General features: G+C 61.8%; 15 protein-coding genes, 2 pseudogenes and 1 riboswitch. Of the genes and pseudogenes, 8 read left to right on the forward strand and 9 right to left on the reverse strand.

Annotated features, from left to right (window positions below; all coding sequences use genetic code 11):
• Positions 1-7 precede the first annotated feature (7 nt).
• A riboswitch (TPP riboswitch) is annotated at positions 8-165 on the forward strand.
• 99 nt (positions 166-264) lie between these two features.
• Positions 265-1947: pseudogene (gene thiC, locus PLL20_03165) on the forward strand (phosphomethylpyrimidine synthase ThiC).
• Positions 1948-2067: 120 nt separating this feature from the next.
• Here the strand turns inward: thiC and PLL20_03170 are convergent.
• The 5 genes from PLL20_03170 to PLL20_03190 all read right to left on the reverse strand — a co-directional run bounded on the left by PLL20_03170 (position 2068) and on the right by PLL20_03190 (position 9728).
• The gene (locus tag PLL20_03170) at positions 2068-4239 is read right to left on the reverse strand and encodes an acetylxylan esterase (GenBank protein HPD28970.1); all 2172 of its coding nucleotides are present in this window, start codon (positions 4237-4239) and stop codon (positions 2068-2070) included.
• The gene (locus PLL20_03175) at positions 4236-7016 is read right to left on the reverse strand and encodes a heparinase II/III family protein (GenBank protein ID HPD28971.1); all 2781 of its coding nucleotides are present in this window, start codon (positions 7014-7016) and stop codon (positions 4236-4238) included. Before PLL20_03175 ends, PLL20_03170 begins: the two co-directional genes overlap by 4 nt.
• Before the next feature lie 353 nt (positions 7017-7369).
• A complete protein-coding gene (locus tag PLL20_03180) occupies positions 7370-8572 on the reverse strand; it encodes a polysaccharide deacetylase family protein (GenBank protein HPD28972.1) in 1203 nt (400 codons plus the stop codon).
• Positions 8529-9308, reverse strand: a complete 780-nt coding sequence (locus PLL20_03185; protein HPD28973.1) for a class I SAM-dependent methyltransferase — start codon at positions 9306-9308, stop codon at positions 8529-8531. Before PLL20_03185 ends, PLL20_03180 begins: the two co-directional genes overlap by 44 nt.
• Positions 9309-9506: 198 nt before the next feature.
• The gene (locus tag PLL20_03190) at positions 9507-9728 is read right to left on the reverse strand and encodes a hypothetical protein (protein ID HPD28974.1); all 222 of its coding nucleotides are present in this window, start codon (positions 9726-9728) and stop codon (positions 9507-9509) included.
• 156 nt (positions 9729-9884) lie between these two features.
• Between PLL20_03190 and PLL20_03195 the strand changes: the two genes are divergently transcribed.
• From PLL20_03195 to rho, 4 genes are all read left to right on the forward strand, one after another.
• A complete protein-coding gene (locus PLL20_03195; GenBank protein HPD28975.1) occupies positions 9885-12341 on the forward strand; it encodes an MMPL family transporter in 2457 nt (818 codons plus the stop codon).
• Positions 12310-12690: a VOC family protein gene (locus tag PLL20_03200; protein HPD28976.1), complete on the forward strand. Its 381-nt coding sequence runs from the start codon at positions 12310-12312 to the stop codon at positions 12688-12690. The genes PLL20_03195 and PLL20_03200 overlap by 32 nt, the downstream gene beginning before the upstream one ends.
• Before the next feature lie 577 nt (positions 12691-13267).
• Positions 13268-13873: a dephospho-CoA kinase gene (gene coaE, locus PLL20_03205; GenBank protein HPD28977.1), complete on the forward strand. Its 606-nt coding sequence runs from the start codon at positions 13268-13270 to the stop codon at positions 13871-13873.
• Positions 13874-13994: 121 nt separating this feature from the next.
• On the forward strand, positions 13995-15530 hold the full coding sequence (gene rho / locus PLL20_03210) for a transcription termination factor Rho (protein HPD28978.1): 1536 nt from the start codon (positions 13995-13997) through the stop codon (positions 15528-15530).
• Positions 15531-15769: 239 nt separating this feature from the next.
• Here rho and PLL20_03215 read toward each other — a convergent pair whose 3' ends face one another.
• Positions 15770-17047 (reverse strand): Gfo/Idh/MocA family oxidoreductase, encoded by a 1278-nt coding sequence (locus PLL20_03215; GenBank protein HPD28979.1) that lies wholly within the window; start codon positions 17045-17047, stop codon positions 15770-15772.
• Between the two features lie 356 nt (positions 17048-17403).
• Between PLL20_03215 and PLL20_03220 the strand changes: the two are divergent.
• Positions 17404-17634 (forward strand): annotated as a pseudogene (locus tag PLL20_03220) (UPF0175 family protein).
• Between the two features lie 109 nt (positions 17635-17743).
• On the opposite strand, the gene PLL20_03225 reads toward PLL20_03220, so the two are convergent.
• From PLL20_03225 to PLL20_03235, 3 genes are all read right to left on the reverse strand, one after another.
• Positions 17744-19426: an ADP-ribosylglycohydrolase family protein gene (locus PLL20_03225; protein ID HPD28980.1), complete on the reverse strand. Its 1683-nt coding sequence runs from the start codon at positions 19424-19426 to the stop codon at positions 17744-17746.
• Positions 19427-19526: 100 nt separating this feature from the next.
• Positions 19527-20957 carry a hypothetical protein gene (locus tag PLL20_03230; GenBank protein HPD28981.1) on the reverse strand — a complete coding sequence of 477 codons (1431 nt, stop codon included), beginning with the start codon at positions 20955-20957 and terminating at the stop codon, positions 19527-19529.
• A 160-nt stretch (positions 20958-21117) separates the two neighbouring features.
• Positions 21118-21993 carry a TIM barrel protein gene (locus PLL20_03235; protein HPD28982.1) on the reverse strand — a complete coding sequence of 292 codons (876 nt, stop codon included), beginning with the start codon at positions 21991-21993 and terminating at the stop codon, positions 21118-21120.
• A gap of 221 nt (positions 21994-22214) precedes the next feature.
• Between PLL20_03235 and PLL20_03240 the strand changes: the two genes are divergently transcribed.
• Positions 22215-22634: a hypothetical protein gene (locus PLL20_03240; GenBank protein HPD28983.1), complete on the forward strand. Its 420-nt coding sequence runs from the start codon at positions 22215-22217 to the stop codon at positions 22632-22634.
• Positions 22631-22846 carry a hypothetical protein gene (locus PLL20_03245; GenBank protein ID HPD28984.1) on the forward strand — a complete coding sequence of 72 codons (216 nt, stop codon included), beginning with the start codon at positions 22631-22633 and terminating at the stop codon, positions 22844-22846. Before PLL20_03240 ends, PLL20_03245 begins: the two co-directional genes overlap by 4 nt.
• Positions 22847-23260: the final 414 nt, after the last annotated feature.

Raw genomic sequence — 23260 nt, forward strand, 5'->3', positions numbered from 1 at the left:
CACTCCATTAGTTCGCCGGGGGTGACTGGCACGCGGCCAGCCTGAGATGGGCGACACGAGCGGTCGCCGTACCCTTGGAACCTGATCAGTGAAACCCGCCGTCCGCTCAGGCTTGCGCGGCTGCCGGCGGGGAGACCTGCGTAGGGAAGGCGAGAGCACTCCAGACTGCGACCAGACTTGCGGTCAGCGACTCCCCCTTCCAGATTTGATTCGCGATGCGGTGTCGGGCACGACCCTGCCCAGATCGCTTGAGGATAGGCACCGATGAAAGCGACCACCCCTGTGATGGATGCGGGTAAACCGCCCCTTTTTTCTTCGCGGGGCCCGCTTCCCGGCTCCAGGAAAGTCTATCTTTCCGGCACGATCCACCCCGACGTCCGTGTGCCCATGCGCGAGATCCGGCTTTGTGGCGGCCCAGCCAGGTTCATTACCGTCTACGACACTTCCGGACCCTACAGCGATCCCGACATGGTTATCGACGCCGGCAGAGGCCTGCCACCTATTCGCTCTCGGTGGGTTGATGCCCGCGGCGACACCGTAGTGGCCGGCCTCCGAGCCGGCCATTCGGTTCGACGTGCCAAACCCGGCCGATGCGTAACCCAGATGTACTACGCCCGCCGGGGAATCATCACGCCCGAGATGGAATTCGTCGCCATCCGGGAGAACCAGGCAAACGAGGCGCTTAGCCGTCCGATCGCGGCCCAGCATCCCGGCCGGCCGTGGGGGGCAAGTATCCCTTCCGTCATTACGCCCGAGTTCGTCCGCGACGAGGTTGCCCGAGGCCGGGCCATCATTCCGGCCAACGTCAACCACCCAGAGTCCGAGCCGATGATCATCGGCCGCAATTTTCTGGTGAAGATCAACGCCAACATCGGAAATTCCGCCGTTGCATCCTGCATTCAGGAAGAGATCGAAAAGATGATCTGGGCGACCCGCTGGGGCGCCGACACCGTCATGGACCTTTCTACGGGAGCGGACATCGACGAAACACGCGAGTGGATCGTTCGCAACAGCCCGGTGCCGATTGGAACGGTACCGATCTACCAGGCACTTGAGAAAGTCGACGGTCGCGTCGAGGAGTTGACCTGGGAGGTTTTCCGCGACACGCTGATCGCCCAGGCTGAACAGGGTGTTGACTACTTCACTATTCACGCGGCTCTTCTTCGCGAGCACATCCCACTGACCACAGGTCGTGTTTGCGGCATCGTTTCTCGCGGAGGCTCGATTCACGCCAAGTGGTCCCTGGCTCACGACGCCGAGAATTTCGCGTACCTTCACTGGGACGAGATTTGCGAAATCGTGGCCGCTTACGACGTGGCCATCTCCATTGGCGACGGCCTGCGGCCCGGGTGTCTGGCCGACGCCAACGACGAGGCCCAGTTCGCCGAACTGAAGACTCAGGGCGAGCTGACCCGCCGCGCATGGGAACACAACGTCCAGATCATGAACGAAGGCCCCGGGCACGTTCCCATGCACATGATCCAGGAGAACGTGACCCGCCAGCTTGAGTGGTGCGACGAGGCCCCGTTCTACACGCTCGGCCCGGTGATCTCCGATATCGCCGCCGGCTACGACCACTTGGCCAGTGCCATCGGGGCAGCCATGATCGGCTGGTACGGTGCGGCCATGCTGTGCTATGTCACCCCCAAAGAGCATCTCGGCTTGCCCAATCGCGACGACGTCCGCGAAGGCGTGTTGGCCTACAAAATCGCCGCCCACGCGGCCGATCTGGCCAAGGGTCACCCCGGAGCACAGTACCGCGACAACCTGTTGGCCCAGGCCCGTTTTGATTTTCGATGGGAGGACCAGTTCAACCTGTCGCTCGATCCCGAGAAAGCCCGATTGTTCCACGCGGAAAGCCTGTCGAAAGACGAAGCCCGCACAGGGCACTTCTGCAGCATGTGCGGTCCCAAGTTCTGCAGCATGGAGATGAATCGGGACATCCGCAAGAAGGCAACGTCACCCGCGCCAACCCAGGGCGTTTCACGATCGGGTGCGACTGCAGCGGCCGACCCGTGAGTCGGCGGGCGGGTCTGTCACGGGGCTGCATCTCCGCGTGTGAGACGGTTATCGACTTTCTTTCAACTGCCGGTCAAGCCATTCATACATCTCCGGCTTGTCCTGTTCGGCAATCGCGTGTCTGCCCGGTCTTAGAACGTTGGCCGGCAAATCCTCTTTTCCGTAAAGGCGCCATATCGCGCGGGCCGTCTCGCCTGCATCGAACGCGCTCTCGGACTCGATGAAGATCTCATCGTCCCGGGTGTTGTACTGGAAAACCGCCCGCGGAGCTGCCAGACGCAAGACGTCGTCCCAATCCCAGTGCGGCAACCGACCCGCCTGAAAGACCGGTCGCAATCCGGGCATGTAGCTGAACCAGTGGTCCCTGGCCCAGCGGAGACGGCTCTCCGCGGTTTCTGCTCTGAAAGTCGCATAACCGCAACTGGCAACCGCAGCCGCCACGCGATCGTCGAAGGCCGCCAGCATGAGCGTCTCCTCCGCCCCCAGCGAATGCCCGATCGCCCCGATGCGGTTTCGATCCACCCCCTCGACGGCCACAAGCACGTCCAGAGCCCGTTGTGCGTCATGAAGCATCTTGCCCATCGCCGACATGTCGGGATGCCGCAGGTAATGGCCGCGGGTATCGAACGCACCGTAGCCGTCGATCCGCTCGCCCGCGGTGATCGAGTCCGGCGAAAGTGTGACGTAGCCTCGCTCCGCCAGCTCCATACCGAAGGCAAGAGACTTGTCGCCCGCCAGCCCTGCGGCTTCGCGTTTGCCCTCGGCGGCGGTCTGATGGAACACCAGTACGGCCGGCGTCGGTTCGGATCGTTCGGAGGGGACGCACAGAAACGCCCGTATCCGCTCACCCTGATCAACCGAGTATTCGATGAGCCGCCGCTCGTACTTCGGCAGGGTTTCCTGGGAGATCGTTTCCACCTCGGGTGACACCGGCCGTGTTGAAGGCGCCCCGATGGTTCGCCGAATTACGCGCTTGAGCATCTCCCGACGGTTCTGCCATTCCTTGAGATCGGCCGGCTGTGCATGCAAGTCTCCCACGGCGAAGAATCGTTGGTCGAGCCACCGGTATGCCGCTTCGCGGGCTGCGGTGGGAAACTCGTGCCCGCTTTCCTCAAAGCTCCAGGTCAGATCATTTGCCGCCCCGTACAGTCCGTACACCGAGCGAACATCCTTGAACAGCGCCTCCAGGTTGTCGGTGTTCGGAAAAATCGAGTCCCGGGTGGTGTACCACACGTACAGCGGCCGTGGAGCTACAAGCGCGCAGATCTGCTGCCAGTCGAAGGGAATTGAGGCCACATCAGGAAGGTATATCCCGAGCTGCGGGATGAGGGCGGTCTTGTGCGACCATCGATCGGGATCAGGGTCGCTACGAAGCGTGGTGAAACCGCAACTGGCGATGACCGCCGAAATGCGCATCTCGAACGCTCCCGCAAAGATCGAGCCGTACGCTCCGTGCGAGTGGCCAATGCAGCCGATCTGCAGGGGATCGACGTACGGCTGCGTCTCCAGCCAGTCCACGATCCGCGAGACGTCCCAGATCATCTTGCCCATGAACGACCAGCCCGGATGCTTGCGATAAAAGGCAATGCTGTTGTGATAAGGGGCGCTGCCGGCCGGAATCCGCTCGCCAAAGCCGATGACGTCCGGGGCGATGCAGACGTAGCCTCGGCGAACAAGCTGGAGAGCCAGCGACAGATCGCCACTGCCCTTGATGCCACACGGCTCGTCCTTTCCCTGGGCAACCGTTTGGTGCAGGCAGATCATCGTCGGTAAACGTCCCTGGGGCACGTCTTTGGGTAGCAACAGGTATGCAGGAATCCAGTCATCGGCCTCGGTACGAATGCGTACATGCCGGCGGATGTGATCCGGCAGCGTTTCCTCACCCAGCACCTTTGCCTCCGGCCGCGGTGGCGTCAGGCCCGATGGTCGTCCCAAAACGGCCTGGATCGCAGCAGCAATCTCCGTCCGCCGCTGCTCCCAGCCGCGAATCTCGTCGACTCGTCTCAATGGCGTGCCCTCGACCGCCAGCAGCTCGACCAGCTCCTTTCGACCCGTCTGGCTGGTCTTGAGTTCAGGCTTCGTCCAGGTCGTGGTTGCCTTCCACTCGTTCCAATCGTGGCCTTCCCAAGCGCGGCACACGCGCACGATCGAGCAGGCAACCATCACAAGAGCGACCGCGTTAATCACTGTTCTGCAGCGGGAACCGGAAACCGATTTCATTGCCTGACCCTCGCGTCCATACCTGTGGTGCTTGGCCACTCAGCAAAATCCGCGCCGGCTGGGATGGCGAACGTCCAATCCTTCGAGGTCAGTCGGGTCCCGTGGCATGCGATGGCATACTCGACACTACCCTCGGCTGTGAGGCGAACGAGTACGAGTTCAGCATCCGTGCGAACATCGAAATCAGCCGACCGAATCATGCCTGCGGCGGTCTTGTCCTCTGGATCCCGAGCAATCACAACGTCGCGCCGTCCGTCGGCAAGCTGAATCACAAGGGCGACATGCGAGTCTGAGAGCGGCTCATCTTGTTCAGACAACAACGGCAGCCGCCTGACGGCGGACGCGATCGCCCGGGTCTCGTAGGGTTCGATGACTGCCACAAATGTCGATTCGAGGCCTCCGTTTCCGGGGGCCTGCCTGCGAACGGCCATCCGGGGGATCCATTGCTCCTGCGATTCGTCGTACAGCCCGGCGACAATCCAGCCTTCGATGAGGCCCACCTGTGCATCGTTGGTCAAATCGGTGCAGCGGACGCGAACCTGCTGACCCTCGGGCAGGTACTTGTAATGGTCCTGAATGATCCAATCAACATGACGCTCTGGCCGGGGCTGCTTGTCCATCCGGTAGTTGCGCATTTGCGTGCCGTGGCCGAAATCGGGCTCCGGCTGTAGATTCAGGCTTCTACTGCTCACCTCGGCGAAATGACTGTGCATGAAGCGAGTGTGCTCCTTGCCGCCGGCCGCTCGGAAGATATCGACGACGTAGCAGTCTGCGGCGCTCACGTCGATCAGGGCCACGGTTCGCTCGAATCGTCGGCCGGCGTTCAGCGCCGGACCGGCCACCCGAATCGCGTGTAACATACTCCCGTCGGCCCAGAGCGTCGTCTGTCCGGCCCCGGGCGAAGTATTCGCGCCGTCAACGGTCACCGTGTTGTGGGCGGCCGTCATCGTGTACCATCGGGCGCGCGGCGAGTCCCATCCGCCGAACTGAACCGGCGGATAGCCCAAATCAGGCATCAAGTCGAGTCCCTTGGCGTAGAGGCCCAGGTTCATGCCGTCCGCATGGCCGTGACCTCCGCCGGAATCGTAGTCCAGCCACGCCGCTCGGGCGTCGCGGCCTTGTCCCGAGCGAAGAATCGCCAGATGCCACTGCTGCTTGTTCACGCTTCGCAGGCGAACCTCCGCTCCTTCCTTCTCGATGACCTCGCCGATCGCCTTTCGGAGTGCAGCCGGATCCTTGGCGTACAGGTCAAAAGGCAGACCGTCGAGGCGATCTCCGTTCGCCCGGTAAAGCGTTTGAACGTAGGCGACGTCGCCCGTGCAACAGTAGAAATCCCACAACAGGCTGTGACACGACGGGGCCACACACGTCCACGAAGGGAAAGAGGTCGGACGCGCAAACGACGTTGTGAGCGGCATGCCTGCGTAACCCCCGCCGGCCGACGCGAAACTGCCCGCGTCGCCGCATGTCGGGTAATACCGCCCGAGACAGTGCGTATCGATGTGGAAGCGGTAGGTTTCCTTCAGGCGGGGATGCCGTTCGAGTAGCCGCGGCAGAAGACCGGGGTCGGCCTTGCTGAACTCCGCGAGGAACATGGCCAGCCCCTGAATAGTGAAGACCGCGTAGCCGGACAAGCCCTTCTCGCCTGTAACGCCGTCGACGGCCGTGGCCTTTTCGAGCATCGCGTCCACGGTCCGGTCGAATGCGGCCTTGCTGTCGCCTCCGCCCAGCACTGCATAAATGATGGCAACGGTGATCTCGGTGCGCGGATAGTTGGAAGTTATTTTCGGACGCTGGGCGAGAGGATCTCGCAGAATGCGGTCCTCGATGTTCCGCTGGATGTTGGCAAAGCTGCTCTTGGGATTCTCCAGCCCGATCTCGCGGGCCTTGCCGGACAGGAACCTGACCAGATCGGTATCATCTCTTGAGGCCTCAAAGATCATGTCATACGCCATGACCAGCTCGCGAGTCTCTTCGCAGGCGTCGTGCCAGACGGAGACGTAGCCGCTGGAACCCAGCCGGCGTTCGTAGACCACCGCCTGCTCCTTGAAGTCGAACAGCGGATACAGATCGGCTACGCGGTCGAGCATCACCGCGGCCTTGTGAGCGTACACCGGATCGCCGGTCAGAAGGTGTGCCCCGCTTAGCGTGCGGATGCCGCCCAGAACCGCCTGCTTCCATTGGCCGTAGATCTCATACGCTCCGGCGAACCGCCAGCGTTTATCGCCCTCGACGTATCCTTCGCCGTCGTCCACGCCGAACTTGTGCTTGGGGTCGGCGGGGTCCGGATGCTCGGTGTTGAACAGTAGCGAGCGGTCGGCACGAGCCGGATCGAAGACGCCTTTCTTGTCCAAGCCTGACTTGAAGAACCTGAGGAAGTCGTTTTTCGGAAAGAACTCCTGGCAATGTGGGCACTGGATTTTCCACGGCCGGTTCAGGGCGTCGCACTTCCAGTTGTACATCGGGACGCTCTGGCCGCAGGCCGGGCAATGGCCGTTGGACCAGACCATCCAGGAGCGCGTGATTCCCGGGCCGAACATCAGAGCCCAGAGCTCATCATCCGACCTGTCCATCCAGGGTTGGGCGGCCTGAATCAGGCTGTCACGCACGCCGGCCGCCCACGGATCCTCGGCCACGTTGTCGCGAAGCCGCTGCACGACGTCGGGAGGGTACAGGCTACTGCCCTGCTTGGCTGTCCCGAAAGACCGACTCGACGTCGGTTCCGCCGATGCCCAGGCACATAAGGATGGCACGATCACGACCAAGGATAGTCGCATGATCAGACTCCACGTTACCACTGCTGGGCCGAGACTACCGCCTCGCCCTCCGAATCTCCGGGACTCACATTCTCCATGTGCCGCGATGGCTTCTCGCTGCCATGCGCTCCGTTCCGCGTGATCGAATCCGGCCACGTTGCTCGCCGGGTTGTTCCATGTTGCGCCGGTCCCGAACCCGACGCGATTGGCGCCCACCTGCCCCATCCCCAGTTGGCGCACAATCTCCGACTCGATGATCCGCAGCAACCATGCCGTTCCTGCACGCCGGCATCACAATCGCCCCATTCCGGCAGGATTCATGCTGACGCGGCCTGTTCTCGACAGGGCTTTCTTAAGCCGTATCTCAGTAAGAGCTATATGCTCCTTTTCTGCCCGTCGCGAGACGTCAGCGCGAACAGGTCCATGGGCAGTCCATGCCACACCTCGTCGCGCAGACTGTCCAGCAGACCCAGTACCCGGCCGAAGAGCTCAAGCCTGCGGGGGTCGAGGCTCACCGCCGGTTCTGGGTGAACCAGCAGGTGAATCACGCCGTGAAGACTGAACTGACGTCTGACCTGCCGCTCCTGGAGTTCCAGCCAGTTCTCGATCGGCCAACTATCAGACAGGAAACAATCAGGGGTGACGGTCGTGGGCAACTGCCACAAGCCGCTATCCATGCGGAATGGCAGACCGGTTGCACACCCGCGCCCCCGTTCGGTGAATGGGAAGGCGTCCACCATGCTGGTGTCGTATTTGAGCACGCCCCTCAAGTCGTCGAAGAGGGCTCGCGACCAGAGGAAATTGTCGGCGCGCATCCCGCAGACCTGGTAGCGCTCGAAGAAGGCTCTGGCGTGGTCGATGCGGCGCAGGCGTGCCCGCCGGCCAACGAAGGCCATACGATGATCATGATTGTGGCCATGCCATCCGATTTCGTGACCGGCGGCCCTCAGGTCATCGAGGTGGCCGTGGTCCAGTTTGTACCTGCCGGTCAGGAAGAACCAAGCGGCGCGGAACCCGTGTTCCTCCAGCATCCTTCGGATCCGGTTGTCGCGGCTTGCGAAGATGTATTCGCTGTCCACATCCGCGGTGAAGATCAGAGCCGCGCGCTTCCGATCCGGCCAGACCGGCGACCGGAGGTCGCTGAGCGCCCCGCCGTCCTGGAGCGAGCCCATGGCAGCAGCCAGACGTTGCACACCCGAACTGCGATCCGGGGCATCAGTGGGAGGCTTCTTGCCTGTCCGGCTGAAAACGCTCCGAAAGATGACGGCACGCAAACGGGCAGGAACCCTGTAAACATCAAAACCCGGAACCCGTGTGTAGATGGGCCGGCGCGGCTCCCGCCCGCGCATGTTAAGGCAGCCCCTGAGCCACTCGCCCATCTCAAACGCCCAATGAACCGGACCCTGGGCTGTGGCCCGGCTGCCGATCAGCCGACGACCCCGACCGTCGTCGGCCCACAACAGGGGTTGGCCGGGGGGACGGGCAACGATCTCCGGCAATGACACCGGCAGATAGAACTCGTCAGAAGGGTTCTCATCGAGCCATACCCTCGTCCACTTTACCCTGCTTGCTGCCATTGTGCGCCTCGGACCTGGTGGCCACCACGAGAACTCTCATCGCCAGCTTGCGTATCAGTGGGGTCGCGTTCAAGAGAGGGTTCATCGCTCTCAGCGCCCTGAATACCCGTCCCTGCGTGGCATGCGGAACAAAGTTGAGCGTGCGAATGAGTTCCACGGCGTACCCACACCGCTGAAACAGAAATCTGAGATTGCCGGGGGTCATCTCCTTGATGGCTCCCCACCACTGCCGCATCTCGTTCCGCCCCATCAGAACGCAAAACCAGTACACCGGGCTGAGAGCATTCATATCCAGAATGATCAGGCGTCCTTGCGGTCTCAATAAGCGACTCAGGTCATGCAGGACCCTCGCCTTGTCGGGAAGATAGCTGAAGGCATTGAATGAAACGATAACATCAAAACCGCCGAGGTCCTGCGCCCCGGCAATCTCCATGATGTCGAGGCAACGGAAGGTGGTGTTGGCAATGCCTCGTGCGGCGGCGACCTTAAGCATTTTTTCGCAGATATCGGTGGCGACAAGCTTCACCCCATAACTGGCCAGCATCTCGGTGGACGCCCCGTTGCCGCAGCCCAGTTCAAGCACCTCCATCCCGGGCTTGAAGTACGGCGACAGAATCCGTCGATAAAGCTGGCCGAAGCTGTACTGCCCTCCGGGCATGTCGGCACCGTGCTTCACGCCGTATTCCGGAGCAACCCGATTGAAGTACTCGATGATGGCCTCGCGACCGTTCTGCACGAGACAATTCCTTCCTGAAGGCCGGCCAAACGCGGAGAACCTGCACCTGCCGGCGGCAATCTACCATGCCCCATCTCCCGTCTCAAGCGCCGCAAGAGGTCTGTCCGGTCGCATCGCGCGAGTCCGGCACGGAGGCTTCGCGACAGTGCTCAGGAGGGCACGGCATTCCGACGGGAAGTCCTTGTTTGTCCGGGTTGTCTATCTCCAGTTCGTGAGCGTGCAGAGGATGGTGCAGCCGGCCAGCCCCAGTATGAAGGCGATGACACTTATGATGGCCAACCCGCGAGTGACCCTTCGCGGCCTTTGAAACCGCAGAGAAACGCCACAGAGAATGCCGCTCAGCGCAGAGACCAGCAGCACACCGACGGTCAGCCAAAACACCCATAGTGTGAACGTGTCGCGAACGTGTGTGTTTTTCAAGCTCAGGATGGTGCCCGTGCCGATGATACCGGGAATCCCAATCCCGGTGAGGGCGACGCAGCCCTTCGCGAAATGAAGTCGACGGCTCCCTTCTCATGTTTGCTCAGTGCTTCTTCCGGCATCTCCGGCTTCCTCAGATCTCCGTAAGAGTGTGCCATGAGCTCGGAAGACGATCGCGGCTCCGGCATATCTGCAGATGATACCTGTGTTCCGTTTCGCGTTTCAACGTGGTGCCTGTGTCTGCGGACGTTCTGCCCCGCGCTTGTAGTTGAGCCCGTTGGCGGCTACAAACCACACTCGATGTTTGCCAGATTAGGACAATTGATTGGTCGGCGACCGGGTGCCCTGATTACCATCTGGGCGCTGGTCGTCGCGGGCAGTGCCCTGTGGGCATTTCGCACCGACCCGCCGCCGCCACCGAAGACCGACTCGCTTCTGCCCGCCGATTGTGCTTACAACCGGGCCCTGGAACTGATCCACAGGGAATTCCCCGCTCTGGCGGCCCGCAGTCGGGTGGTGATCGTAGGTTACCGCGATACCGGCCTGGAACCGGCCGACCTCACGTGGCTGGGCACAGCCGCCCGGCAAGCGGCCCAAGCCGCGGCGTCGGTCACCGGCGTTGACTCTTGCGAGCGCGTTCTGTCTCCAGATGTGCCCTACCTCAAGCCGCGGTTGGTCAGCCCCGACGGTCAGGCCGCCATGGCCTTGGTCAACCTGCCCACGAACTTCATCAGCCCCATCACTGCCCGGGCGGTGAATGCGATCGACGAAGCCCTTGGCCGGATGCCGCGTCCCGTGGGCCTGACTGTCGAGATGACTGACAGCGCGGTTGGCGGCCGTGACTACGCTCTGAAAGCCGAGGAGGCCCTGGACCGCACCACCTTGGTCACGATCGTCGCCGTTCTGGCGATTCTGACTCTCGTGTATCGCTCGCCGGTGGGCGTGGTTGTGCCGCTTGTGTCCATTGGGGCGAGCGTGTTCCTGGCCTTCGTGGTGCTGGCCGCCCTGGCCAAAGGGGGCTGGGAAGTCTCCGACATGGAACGGATCTTCGCGGTGGTACTTATCTTTGGTGCCGGCGTGGACTATGCCCTGTTCTGGATCTCGCGGTATCGCGAGTCGCTCCAGACGAAGATCGAGTACGGACCCGCCGCCGTCCTGGCCACGCGCTTTGCCGGGCCGGCCATTCTGGCGGGAGCAGCCACCACCATCTGCGGCCTGTCAACCCTGATTCTCACTGATCTGGGACCAACTCGCAGCGCCGGCAAGGTTCTTGCCATCGTGCTGACCATCGGCCTGCTTGCCGCCCTGACGTTGGCCCCGCCCTTGTGCAGAGCGTTGCGGGGTGCCTTCTTCTGGCCGGTCGGTGCGGCCGGAGGCTCCAGCATCGGCCAGCGGCACCTGTGGCCCAGACTGGCTAGGATCGTGGCCGACAAACCCGTGCTCTGTTTGCTGGCCGGCACACTGCTCCTGGGGTTGCCGGCGTTGTATTCATTGCGGCTGCCTGCCCGATTCGATTCATTGAGCGAATTGCCGCCTGATTCGCCGTCCGCCCGCGGATTCGAGTTGATGACCCGGCATTTCAAGAAATCACAGCTCTATGCCGGCCCTTTGATGATCGAGTTCGAACATCCGCTGGCATTGCCGGACGCGCGGCAGCTCAGCCAGTCCATCTCCGACCGGATCGTCCCAATCAGCGGCGTCGATGATGTCTACTCGCTCGGTGCACCTCTGGGTCGCAAACAGAAGGCCGGAATGCCCCCACAGCTGGCGGGCCTTCTGTCACAGCTTGCCGCGGAGTTCTACATCTCGAAGTCCTCGGAGGTGCTGCGGCTGGAAATCCTCATCGATCACCTGCCTTTCTCGCCCGAGGCGATGAACATCGTGGAACAGGCCGCGTCGATAAGCCGGGAGGAAGCCGCTGAATATGCAGACAGGTACGGTCAGGCCCGGATTCTTGGCTCGGGATTGACGGCCTATGTGCTCTCGGTTCGCGACGTGGTCCAAGCCGACCAGCGGCGGGTTATGATTCTGGCCACGCTGGTGATCGGGCTTATCGTCCTGGGTCTCATTCGCCACCTGCGGTTGACCGTGTTCATGCTGTTGGCGACGTGGCTGACCTTTGGGGCAACCGTCACCTTCAGCGACCTGTTCTTCACTCGCGTAATGGGAACATACGGTCTGGACTGGAAAGTTCGGCTGATCGTGTTTGTCATCGTGGTGGCGGTGGGGCAGGATTATAATATCTTTCTGGCGGCTCGGCTGTTCCAGGAACTTCCGCAGGCGGGGCGGGCTGAAGCGGCTCGGCGGGCGATCGTGAGCACGGGCGCGGTGATCAGCAATTGCGGGCTCATCATGGCCGCCACGCTCGGATCTTTGTGGGCCGGCAAGCTGACGCTGTTGCAGCAGGCCGGGTTCAGCCTGGCCCTCGGAGTGCTGATCGACACGTTCTTTGTAAGACCGATTCTGATCCCGAGTTTCTTCCTGGTCGTCATGCGTTCCCGGGATCAAGGACAGGCGGAGGTCTCGCCGGTCGCCACTGCCGGTCAGACCGCGGGAGGCTTCGCGGTGCAGGCGCGTACGTATGCGGATCCCGAGAATACTGGCTCTGACTGATGTGAACATGGCCTCGCCGCCGGACCAGGCCGAGGAGCTGGTCGCCTTCTACACACAACTGGTGGGCCTGGATCATCTGCTCGATGAGTCAGACGAACGTCGCCAGGTCTTCCGCGGGGATCGCCGACGAGGACCGCGCATCGTGGTGTGGCTGCGCAGTCCTTTGAGAGAAGAGGACCGCCGGCGAGTTCTCATCCAAGTTGCTTCCCTGCGCGATTACGTCGAGCGCCTCAGCGAGGAGCGGATCTTCTGGCAGGAGATTCGGGGTTGGGGCTATTATGATCGACGGGTGTATGTTTTCGACCCCGCAGGCAACTTGGTCGAGTTGGTGTGCTATCATCCGTTCTAAGGCGGACCGTCTTTTTGCGGGCCGCAACCCAAGTGCTCTGCGATCCAGAAACATGCGCGCAAAACGCGCACCAGCCGCGACGGAAGAGGCTAATGTAACATACTTACTGACAACAAGTTACGAGATTGTGGCGCATACTGCAGCGGCGCAACAGGGGGCAGGATTACCCCACCGCTTGCAAAACGCGGCAGAATCATTTATATAAGAGATGACAACAGCCGAACTTGCCGTTATACTGTGAGTACCTTGTTTGAGTTTTGGCGGCACTCCCGGGTGACGCAAGACTCGGGAGCAGCAGGTATCATCTCCATCACTCGTCGGTTTCCCTTTTGGACCGTAGGTGAGTACTACTCCTGACGAGGATGCTTGTTGCGAGAGGCCGCGCCCGTTGCGGGTTTTCCGTCAAGACCGTCAAACGGGATGCTGACGATGGAGGAACAACGGGGTCAATGGGGTGGTGAGAAGCTCAAGGACGGTGTCGGATCACGTGCCGTGTTATATGTGGGCACGAGGCCGACCGCCTGAAGATGTCTCTCCCAGCAGTGTTGGCATCATAGATCGAAGGGAACGACGGATTGTGAAGCCCGGCAAGCCGATCATCGGTCTTACCGGCGGCATAGGGTCGGGCAAGAGCACTGTGGCGGGGTTTCTTCGGGATCTGGGAGCCGGGGTGATCGACGCCGACCGGCTCTCTCATGAGGAGCTCGATTCGCCTGAGGTCCTCCGGCAAATCCGCCTGTGGTGGGGCGACGACGTGGTGACGCCCGACGGGCGTGCCGACCGCTCGGCAATCCGCCGAATCGTGAGTGCCGACGCGGGTCAAAGGAAACGACTGGAGGACCTGGTTCATCCGCGAATCGACCGGCGGCGGCGAGAGTTGGCGGAGCAATACCGGATCGATCCGTCCGTGCGGGCAATCGTCCTGGATGCTCCTCTGTTGCACGAGGTAGGCCTTGACCGGGAATGTGATTGCCTCGTTTTCGTGGATGCGGATCGGGCCGTCCGCCTGGATCGGGTCCGGAAGCGGGGCTGGGGCCCACAGGATCTGGAGCGATTCGAAGAATCGCAGTTGCCACTGGACACGAAAAGAGATCGTGCCGATTACAGGGTGGTCAACAACTCGGACGTAGCCGACCTCCGCAGGCAGGTGGAAGAGGTTTTTTCCCGGATACTCGCCGGTTAGCAGACCCCGCACTCCAAACCATAGCGGTTTCCGGGTGTGATGCCGGTACGACAGCTTGAACTTGAAATGACTTTTGCAGGGGTGAGTACCCTAGCCAGTAAGTAGCAGGAGGAATGCCAGTATGGCGAGAGCCAGCGACAAGCCGAGAAGTTCGGCCAACCGCAACGGCGGACGCCGTAGAACCGTAAAGGACGACCCGCCGGTAGCGGCGGCCCCGGAAAAAGACGAGGAGGTCTTGTTTGGGGCCGACATCGACGACACCTCCTCCGAGGACTCGTCTCAGGATACCGTCGCAGCCGAGGAGCCGATTCCCACCACCAGCACTATCGACGCCGAGACACACGCCAAGTACGAGGAGGTCAAGCGGGGCGAACTGCACATCAGAGACCTCCAGAAGCTCAGCGTGGACGCCCTGCATGAAATCGCCAGGCAGGAAGGCCTCTCGGAGTATACAGGTCTGACCAAGTCGGAATTGATCTTCCGCATCCTCAAGGAGCGGATCCGCCAGAACGGCCTGATGTACGGCGAGGGCGTGCTTGAAATCCTGCCCGACGGCTTCGGTTTCCTCCGCAACCCCGAGTACAACTACCTTCCCTGCCCGGACGACATTTATGTCAGCCCGTCGCAGATCAGACGCTTCGGCCTGCGTACCGGGCACATCGTGGCCGGCCAGATCCGCCCGCCCAAGGAGTCGGAGCGGTATTTCGCCCTGCTTCGTGTCGAGGCGATCAACCTTGAGGATCCCGATCGCGTCACCGAGAAAACCAATTTCGAGGACCTGACCCCCCTGCACCCCGGCCCCAAGGATCCGAAGACCGCCAGGCTCGGCGTGGATGGTCGTCTGCGCTTCGAGACCACGCCGGACGAAATCAACATGCGCGTCGTCGATCTGGTGACGCCGATCGGCAAGGGCCAGCGTATGCTGATCGTGGCCCCGCCGCGCACCGGCAAAACCGTCCTTATGCAAAAGATGGCCAACGCCATCGCCGCCAACCACCCCGAGTGCTATGTGATCATCCTGCTGATCGACGAGCGCCCCGAGGAAGTGACCGAAATGCAGCGGGCGACCAAGGCCGAGGTGATCTCCTCGACCTTCGATGAGCCTGCCAGCCGGCACGTGCAGGTGGCCGAGATGGTCATCGAGAAGGCCAAGCGCATGGTCGAATACGGTCATGACGTCGTGATCCTGCTCGACTCGATCACCCGCCTGGCCCGGGCTTACAACACCGAAGTCCCGCACTCCGGCAAGATCCTGACCGGCGGTGTCGACGCCAACGCCCTGCAGAAGCCCAAGCGGTTTTTCGGCGCTGCCCGTAACATCGAGGAAGGCGGTTCGCTGACCATCATCGGTACCGCCCTGGTCGATACCGGCAGCAAGATGGATGAAGTGATCTTCGAGGAGTTCAAGGGCACCGGCAACAGCGAGTTGCATCTGGACCGCCGCCTCGTTGATCGCCGCACCTGGCCGGCCATCGACATCAATGCCAGCGGCACCCGCAAGGAAGAACTGCTGCTCGATCCGAACGAGCTCGAATTGGTCTACAAGCTTCGCCGCGTCTTGAGCGACATGAACGTGGTCGAGGCCATGGAACTGCTCCGCAGCCGCCTGCTGAAGGTCCGGACCAACGCGGAATTCCTCATGACCATGAACTTCTGACGCCAATATGACTTCACACGAGAAAGAGGATGGGACCCGCGCGGGTCTACCTCTGCGCAGGTTGCACTGATTGCCTGTCTGGCAACGGCTTGCGCATGCGACTGCCGATGCGTTGCAGACCCAGAACGTGCCATCGCGGTCCGGGTTGATTCTCCCACCCATCGCCTGTCCGGCGAATGAATCAGTTGTTGAGCATTCGATGCGCGGGCAGCAAGCTTTATCGTGATTCGACGCGATGCTCAAATCACCCAGGGCGCTCGCATGGGCCGGGAACGAAAGCCGTTCGCGTCCGCATCGGCGAACTCTTTCCGGGCCGGGTCGTATTTCATGTCCCGCTTGAGCCACATGCAGATATTCGCGGCATGCACCGTGGCCATCGAGTGATACATGACCTCGGCGTTGGCCACCGTCGGTTTTCGCGATCGGACGCAATCAAGGAAGTTCCGTGCGTGGTTCATGGGGCGGCCGGTCCGCTCCATGTACTCCTTCACGATCTTGTCGAAGTCCGCGAGCATGGCCGGGTTGGACACTTCTGGCTGCTTATCTCTGTCCGCTGCAGAGACCCAGCCCTCGGAGCCCTCGAACCGCATGCCGCACGACCCTTTCCACCAGCCCTCGCGGTGCAGAATCATCTTCACGCCGTTGGCAAACCTGGTGACCATGCCGTCGCCGGTGGAGTTCTTCACATATTGATATTCCACCGGCGAGGTGTCGAGCAGGTTAAGACCGGCCTGGGCTTGGGCAAACGTATGGGCGCCCCACTCGCCGATGCAACTGGTGTGGAAGTCATAATGACCTCGCCAGCCGCCGCGTGTGTACGTCGAGTTGAACGGCCGCCATGGGCACGGGCCAAGCCATAAATCCCAGTCGATTTCCTCCTTGGGCGGCAGCGGCTCCGGCGGCAGCCAGTCGTGCGTCAATTCAGCCGCGTCCCAAGGGGCGATGTGCGCCCGGGCGGTATGAACCTCTCCCAGTCGGCCGCTGCGGGCCATCTCGATGCAGAACACGAAGTTGGCTTCGCTGAGCCGCTGCGTGCCGGTTTGATAGATGCGCCCGTGCTTCTTCGCGGCGTCCACCACCGCCTGTCCTTCCGCAATAGTCATGCACGAGGGTTTCTCGCTGTAAACGTCCTTGCCGGCACGCATGGCCATCACCGTGGCCGGCGCGTGCCATCGATCACCCGTGGCGATGATCAAAGCGTCAATGTCGGTGCGCGTGGCTAGGAATTCCCGCATGTCCGCGTAGACGGCACAATCGTTGTTTCCGTAGTGAGCGTCCACGAGCTTCTTGACCGCTTCGCGCCGCGACTTCTGAGCGTCGCACACGGCCACGAACTGTACATCCTTCTCCGGCAGCATCCACTTGACGATGTGCGTTCCCCGTCCGCCGATGCCCAGGCCGCCGAGCACGATCTTCTCGCTCGGTGGAATCGCACCATTCCGGCCCAGCACCGACGCCGGCACGATATACGGCGCCGCCAGCACACCCGCGCCGCCGGCAAGAACCGTGCGCTTCAACACCTGTCGCCGGCTAAGCGCGGCTTGAGCGGATCCGGAAGAGAACTTGCGTGATTGCCCCAGCTTCTGATCGCTGCCGTTCTGAGTTGAATGTTGTGAGGACATATGGACGATTATACGTCCCCGCCAACAAACCGCAAGCATGTTAGTCAAAACTCCTACCGGCCGGAGGAGAGGGGAGTGGGTACGAGTTGGTGTCAGCCAAAGCGGCCTTACCACGAGTGATCGCGGCCTCACAGCCGCCGCATTGCACATGAATCCCGCTATCAGGTTTCCCGTCCGCACGGGTTTGACGACGATCTTCCAGGCTGGATTTCGATGTGTCGATCTGCTAGAGAGGGGTGGGGGGGGTTGCTATGGCCACACTGACACTGGAAATGCCTGAAGACGTTTTTGCCGCCATGCGAAGCTCACCCGAGGAGTTCGCCCGCGAGATGCGTCTGGCAGCAGCGATCTTCTGGTACGCCCGCGGAGATGTCTCTCAGGAAGAAGGAGCCCGCATTGCCGGTCTGGATCGGACCGATTTCATCTTGGCTCTGGCCCGGGAGAAGGTTGACGTGATCCATGTCGATGTGGAGGAGCTGAAGAACGTAATACACGGACCACAAGAGGGCGCTCAGGCTGAATCTCATGTCGGCGACCCTTCACAGGCCGTTCATGGCCATCGAAGGCGAGAGTCGCCGCACGAGGGATTTCCTACTCGATCTCGATCTTCGCCCAGTAAGCCGCCTCGTAGGACCATCCGTTCGCCTCGTTGGTCAGTTGCAGTGTGATGATCTGGCCGGCGTACTCGGACAGGTCCACGTCGATACTTGTCCAGCCGTCGGGCGCGGTCTCCTTGCCGATCACTTTGTGAACCAGTTGGCGGTCGGCCGAGACTCTCAGAACCCAATCCCCCTGGGGATGGTGCCCCACCACCAGGTGCAGCGTGGTCTTCTTGCCGGGCGGAATGTCCACCCTCCGCCCCAGAACGCAAGGCATGCTTTCGCTCAGCGGATGAGTCACCAGAACGTTCTTCTTCCCTAGCTCGTCGCGAATTCCCGGCGACATGTCCGCGCCGCAGTCCCTGGCCATCCAGCCGGGGGCGAACTTCGCGAGCGCCTCGCTGAGGTCCACCCGCGCGCTCTCGCGAGGCTTCTCCGCCGGCGGCTTGATCTGAGCCATCTCCTCCGGCGTGAACCTGCCGCCCGCTATGGGCCCGGGTTCCCAGCACTGCTCCAGCTTGCTGGGCACGGGCTCGGCGATCGGCAGGACGAATACCTCCTCGCCGCCGGCGTTCTTCTCGATCTTGCCGCCGGCCTTCAGCACGGCCTGCCGGGCGACCTTCTCGCAGGCGTCGATCAACTTCGGGAAGTTGTAGCTCGTGTGGCTCCAGTACTGCTCCTCGTCGAGTTTCTCTTTGAAGCGGCCAGGGATTCTCGAAAACCCAAGGGTCGTGAAAAGCACCCCGGCGGCGCTCGACGGGTTGCAGTCTGAGTCCTGCCCGCACCGCGTGGAGATGATAATCGACTGATCCAGGTCGCCTTTGCCGTAGAGCAGCCCCACGACGATGTAGGCCCCGTTGATCTTGGCGTCGATGTTGAAGTCTCCCTTGTCGCAGGAAGCCCTGCGGTAGGCCGGGTTCTTGTGGTACTTCTCGTTGATCCGGTGCCAGGTCGCTTCCCAGTCATCCGGCTTTTCTCTGTACCAGGCGAGCACGTCGCGGACGCATTCGGCGTATTGGCTGCCCTGCGGAATGCAGCGCAGACCGGCCTCGACAAGCTTGATCGGATCCTTCTCGAAGAACGCCTCAGCGTACATTCCGCCGACGAACTGCCCGCCATACAGCCCGTCGCCGTAATTCATGAGCCGTCCGAACTTCTCGCCCAGCGCGATGACGGTATTGGGCAGGCCGGGCGAGACCAGGCCCGCAAAATCGGCCTCGATCTGATAGTCGATGTCGTCGGCGTGCTTGTTGAACTGCGGATGACCGGAGTCGGGCGGGGCAATGCCTTGGCGCAGAGCGTCGCGTCCGGCCTTGTTCGCATGCCAGAGTTTATAACCGCTGTTGGCAAAATCGATGCCCGCCTGCCGGATCGACACGTCGAGCCCATGAACCTCCAGCGTGCGCAGAAAGGTCATATCGACGTAGAGGTCATCCTGCTGGAAGCTGCCGTTGATCGTTTCCGGCACCCACTTGGGCATCTTGTCGGCGGGGATGATAACACCTTTCCATTTGAACTCGGTCGGCGCCCCCCATGCGACGCCGGCCATCTGGCCGAGCCAGCCGGCCTTCATCTTGTCGCGGTATTCCTTGACCGGCAGTCGGCGGACGTCCGCGGCCTGCACCACAGCAACAACGGATGCGACGACCAGCAGAATGATGACCAGGCGTCTCATGGAGTCCTCCTCGTAACTGATTCTCAGGTCCAAGTGTATCGCGGTCCTTGGCCCGCTGCGGACCGCCTTGCAGCCGCTGACCAAGGCTCCACCCGTTTTGTCAGGCGACCCCGCCCTCCTCAAGCACTCTGAATCCCATCAGGTCGCCCAGATCCTGCACCGCCTTCATGTGGTCGCCGTAGAATACCACGCGATGCAGCAGGGTCATCACGTCGCCTTTGATGACATCAGCACCCCAGTTGAGGAAAAGCCTCCTGGCATCTGGCACGCTTTGGGCGAACTGAGTACGACAGGCCAGCGGGCTCCTGCTCGTCTCGATGATCTTCCCCGTGCAGACCAGCATCGCGTCCAGATTGACCAGCTTGGCACAAGTCACCGGCTGGCCGACTCGGTTCTCGACCTCCAAAGCCACGCCGCCGCGGCTGTCCGTCTGGGTTCGGATCCTGAACGGCAGCCGTTTGCCGCCCGGCCCATCCATCTTCGTCGCGGACGTGCAGTGGAAGTGAATCATGGCGTTCTTGGCCGTGTCGATCACCGGGTCGGTGATGAAGCCCGGCACACGAAATGCGTAGGCGAACAGCAACATCGTGAGCGTCGAGTCGATGTCACCCTCGCACGCCCCCACCAGCCCCAGGTCGTTGAGCTTGCTGAAGGTCAGGCAACCCCTCGGATCACCCATGCAGTGTACGCTGCAGATCGCCTGGGCTTCCTCCTGTACCATGATGTCCTTGACCGCCAGGTACATCCGCGCCGATTCGACAATCTCCGGTCGGGTGGGCTCGACGATCTCGCGCGCAGGTCCGATCCAGTATTCCTGCGCTTCGGCTTCGGCTGCTTTGGCATCGACGGCCTTCATCGCTTCCATGATCCGCTCGTTGGGAATCGTCACCAGTTCCGCGCCCAGCCGCTTCTTGACCTCCTCGGCCGAGCACGCGGCGGGCGTCCCGTGGGGCCAACCGACCGCCAGGATCCGCGTCCGCTTCATCCACGCCGCCGCGCGCAGCAGCCCGGCAACCTTCTCGATCTCCCCCCAGTCGCTGGTCGGCAGGAGCACCACTCTCTTGCCCTGCTTGTGCCACTGCGGGAAGTACATCCAGCCGTGCCCGCTGAAAGGTTGTGAGAACAGCGCCGTCGGCAGGCCCACGTCTATCAGCTTGCTGAGCACCGGGGCGTCGCCGCCGTGTCCGCTGAGATGAACGATCAGCAGGGCGTCGGCGTCTTTCAGCTTGCCCGCCACTTGGTCCACCTCTGCCGGCGGTACCATGTCGCCGCCGATGAACTTCACATCGCCGAGACGGGCCTCGATCTCTGCGAAGTACTTGTCAAACTTGGCCAGTTCCTCCGTGGGTCGAGTCAGATAGGCATCACCGGTGCGGCCGGCAAAAACCTTGTGGATTTTTGCAGGCGGCAGTTGGGGCCATGGCGGCCTCTGGGATGCGGCCTCTGCACCTGCGGACAACCGCGACGCCAACAACGCCCCTCCCACCGCGGCGGTTCCCAGCAACTCTCGTCGGGTCAAAGGATTGCTCATGCCTTGTTCCTCCGGAAGCTGATCCAACTTGCCCAATGAGACTGTCTCACCAAACACGGCGAGTACGGTGCCTCATTATCAGGCGGTGCATTCCGAAAAGCCAGATGTATTCCACGAGCGGCTACGCCACGGGTCCGGTGGCCATGCAAACGCGCTGAGATCATACGTCGCAGATTCGGAAAGCGTTTTCCAGCGCCTTGACCGGATCGCCGGCGGGCACGAACTCCTGACCTACAAATCCCTTATAACCCGTTTCCACAATCGCCCGCATGACGGCCGGGTAGTAGATCTCCTGGGTTTCGTCGATTTCATGTCGCCCGGGGTTGCCGCCGGTGTGATAGTGCAGGATGTATTGATGGTTCTCTCTGATCGTCCGGATGATGTCGCCTTCCATGATCTGGGCGTGATAGATGTCGTAGAGAATGCCGAATCGGGGCGAGCCGACCTGCTTGGCGACGGCCACGCCGAAGGCCATGTTGTCGAACTGGTAATCCTTGTGGTCGATCTTGCTGTTGAGATACTCCATGCAGATGTTGACCTTCATCTTCTCGGCGAAGCCGACGACTCGCTTGACCCCGTCGACGCAGTTGCGGATGCCCTCCTCGTCGGAGATGCCGTTGCGGTTGCCCGAGAAGCAGATGACGTTGGGCATGCCGGTCTCGGCGGCCAGCTCGATGTTCTTGCGGAACTCGGCCTCGCAGCGGTCGTGGTTCTCGCGGCGGTTGAGGCAGTCAGTCAGCTTGCCGGCGCCGGGCACCATCGCGCAGGTCAGGCCGTACTTCTTGGCCGTCGGCCAATCCTCCGGGCCGACCAGCTCGATCGACTGATAGCCGATCCGGACGCAATGACGGGCCAACTCGTCCATCGTCATCTTGCCGTAGCACCACTTGGACACCGACTGGCGGATCCGCCCCTTGGCCGGGGCCGCAACAGCATCCTCCGCTTTGGCCAGATCAGCAGCCATCATTGCCCCGGCCGTCCCGGCGGCTACTTGACCCAAGACTGCTCTTCGTGACACGCGATCATCGGCTTGCATTGTCTGTTTCCTCATGTGTCCCTGTCAGCACCTCACGACGGCCATTCTAGAGCCGATCTCGCAGAGAATCACGAAAAGCAGGACTGAAGAGGTCCATCGCAACCATCTTGTTCGTAGGAGGTTACAGAACGAAGCTATTCTTGGCCACCGATCGAGAGTGAGTTGCGAGGATTTGCAGACAGGGTTTATCGGGGGTACATTGGCCACAGTGGGAGGGTGCCGTGGATCCGCTCAAAGACCCCGTAATCATCGCCGAGCTCAGCCGTGCATGGCGAGAGTCTGCGTCTAATGATCCGCAGAACCGCCATGAGGAAGGGGGGTATATCGTGCAGAACTCAAATCTCTCATACGGTGTGCAGCGATGGCCGCGGGGTGACCAGTCCCGCATCCAGCCACCACCGTTAGAGGCGAACAATTGCTATAATGGAAAGAGCGTGGTTGCCACTTTTCACACGCACCCGAACCCGCCCGTGGACGAGCATGGGCGAGAATGGGAGCAAGGCCCGAGCGAATCCGAGTGCCGCTGGCACCGGCGTCGGAGGCTCAGGGGGTATGTGATCAGCCGGATGCTCGTGTACGAGATTGGCGTAGAGGCGAGCGTGTCGGTGGCCGGAAAACGCGACGAGGTACTCTTGCCATGATCCTGCTTCTGAATCCACTTCTCGAAGGACTCGAGGCCGCTCGACGCGCAGCCCCGGACGCGATCAATCAGGACGACGAAGTGACAGTGGACGATCAAGGCGATCACTGGATCTTCGAGTTCATCCCACGCGGAGACATGCTCGGCGGCGGCGCGCGTGTTTGGATCGCCAAGGAGGGTTTTCAGGTCCTGAGGGTCGTTCGGGGGCAGTGAGCCTCCTGGTTGCTCTGACGGATCGGAAGCGGCCGTCGAGCGAGATATGGCTTCTTGCCGAGTGCCCCATCCCGGGTGGGGGACGGCATCGGACGCCGGAGTGCCTGCCTGAGCATCAGCCCACCTTTGCGGTCTTCGCAGCTCTGCGTGAGACTTGAACGAGGGATGAACCGCCATGACGCCATGACGCCAAGAAGACAAGCTGTCCGCGCTCAACCTTTCCGCGTCATCGGCCTGATTCACGGGGTGCCGACCAATATGTAACCCACGGCTTTCTGCAGAGAATCGATCATCGCTCCCCCACCTGCAAGAAGCAGGTGGGGCACCCGGTGCGGTCTCAATCATCGCTCCTCTTGTGGTTCATCATCGAGCCCCCACCCATCCGGCTTCGCTGTGCTCCGCCGGATGAATGGG

The organism is Phycisphaerae bacterium (assembly GCA_035384605.1).
In the GTDB taxonomy this organism is placed as follows: Bacteria; Planctomycetota; Phycisphaerae; order UBA1845; family PWPN01; genus JAUCQB01.

Bases quoted from the DNA above. Each gene is read 5' to 3' on its own strand.
- PLL20_03230 (HPD28981.1), bottom strand. From the start codon at position 20,957: ATGAGCAATCCTTTGACCCGACGAGAGTTGCTGGGAACCGCCGCGGTG.
- PLL20_03180 (HPD28972.1), bottom strand. From the start codon at position 8,572: ATGGCAGCAAGCAGGGTAAAGTGGACGAGGGTATGGCTCGATGAGAAC.
- PLL20_03170 (HPD28970.1), bottom strand. From the start codon at position 4,239: ATGAAATCGGTTTCCGGTTCCCGCTGCAGAACAGTGATTAACGCGGTC.
- PLL20_03245 (HPD28984.1), top strand. From the start codon at position 22,631: ATGATCCTGCTTCTGAATCCACTTCTCGAAGGACTCGAGGCCGCTCGA.
- rho (HPD28978.1), top strand. From the start codon at position 13,995: ATGGCGAGAGCCAGCGACAAGCCGAGAAGTTCGGCCAACCGCAACGGC.
- PLL20_03200 (HPD28976.1), top strand. From the start codon at position 12,310: ATGCGGATCCCGAGAATACTGGCTCTGACTGATGTGAACATGGCCTCG.
- PLL20_03225 (HPD28980.1), bottom strand. From the start codon at position 19,426: ATGAGACGCCTGGTCATCATTCTGCTGGTCGTCGCATCCGTTGTTGCT.
- PLL20_03235 (HPD28982.1), bottom strand. From the start codon at position 21,993: ATGCAAGCCGATGATCGCGTGTCACGAAGAGCAGTCTTGGGTCAAGTA.
- PLL20_03175 (HPD28971.1), bottom strand. From the start codon at position 7,016: ATGCGACTATCCTTGGTCGTGATCGTGCCATCCTTATGTGCCTGGGCA.
- PLL20_03195 (HPD28975.1), top strand. From the start codon at position 9,885: ATGAGCTCGGAAGACGATCGCGGCTCCGGCATATCTGCAGATGATACC.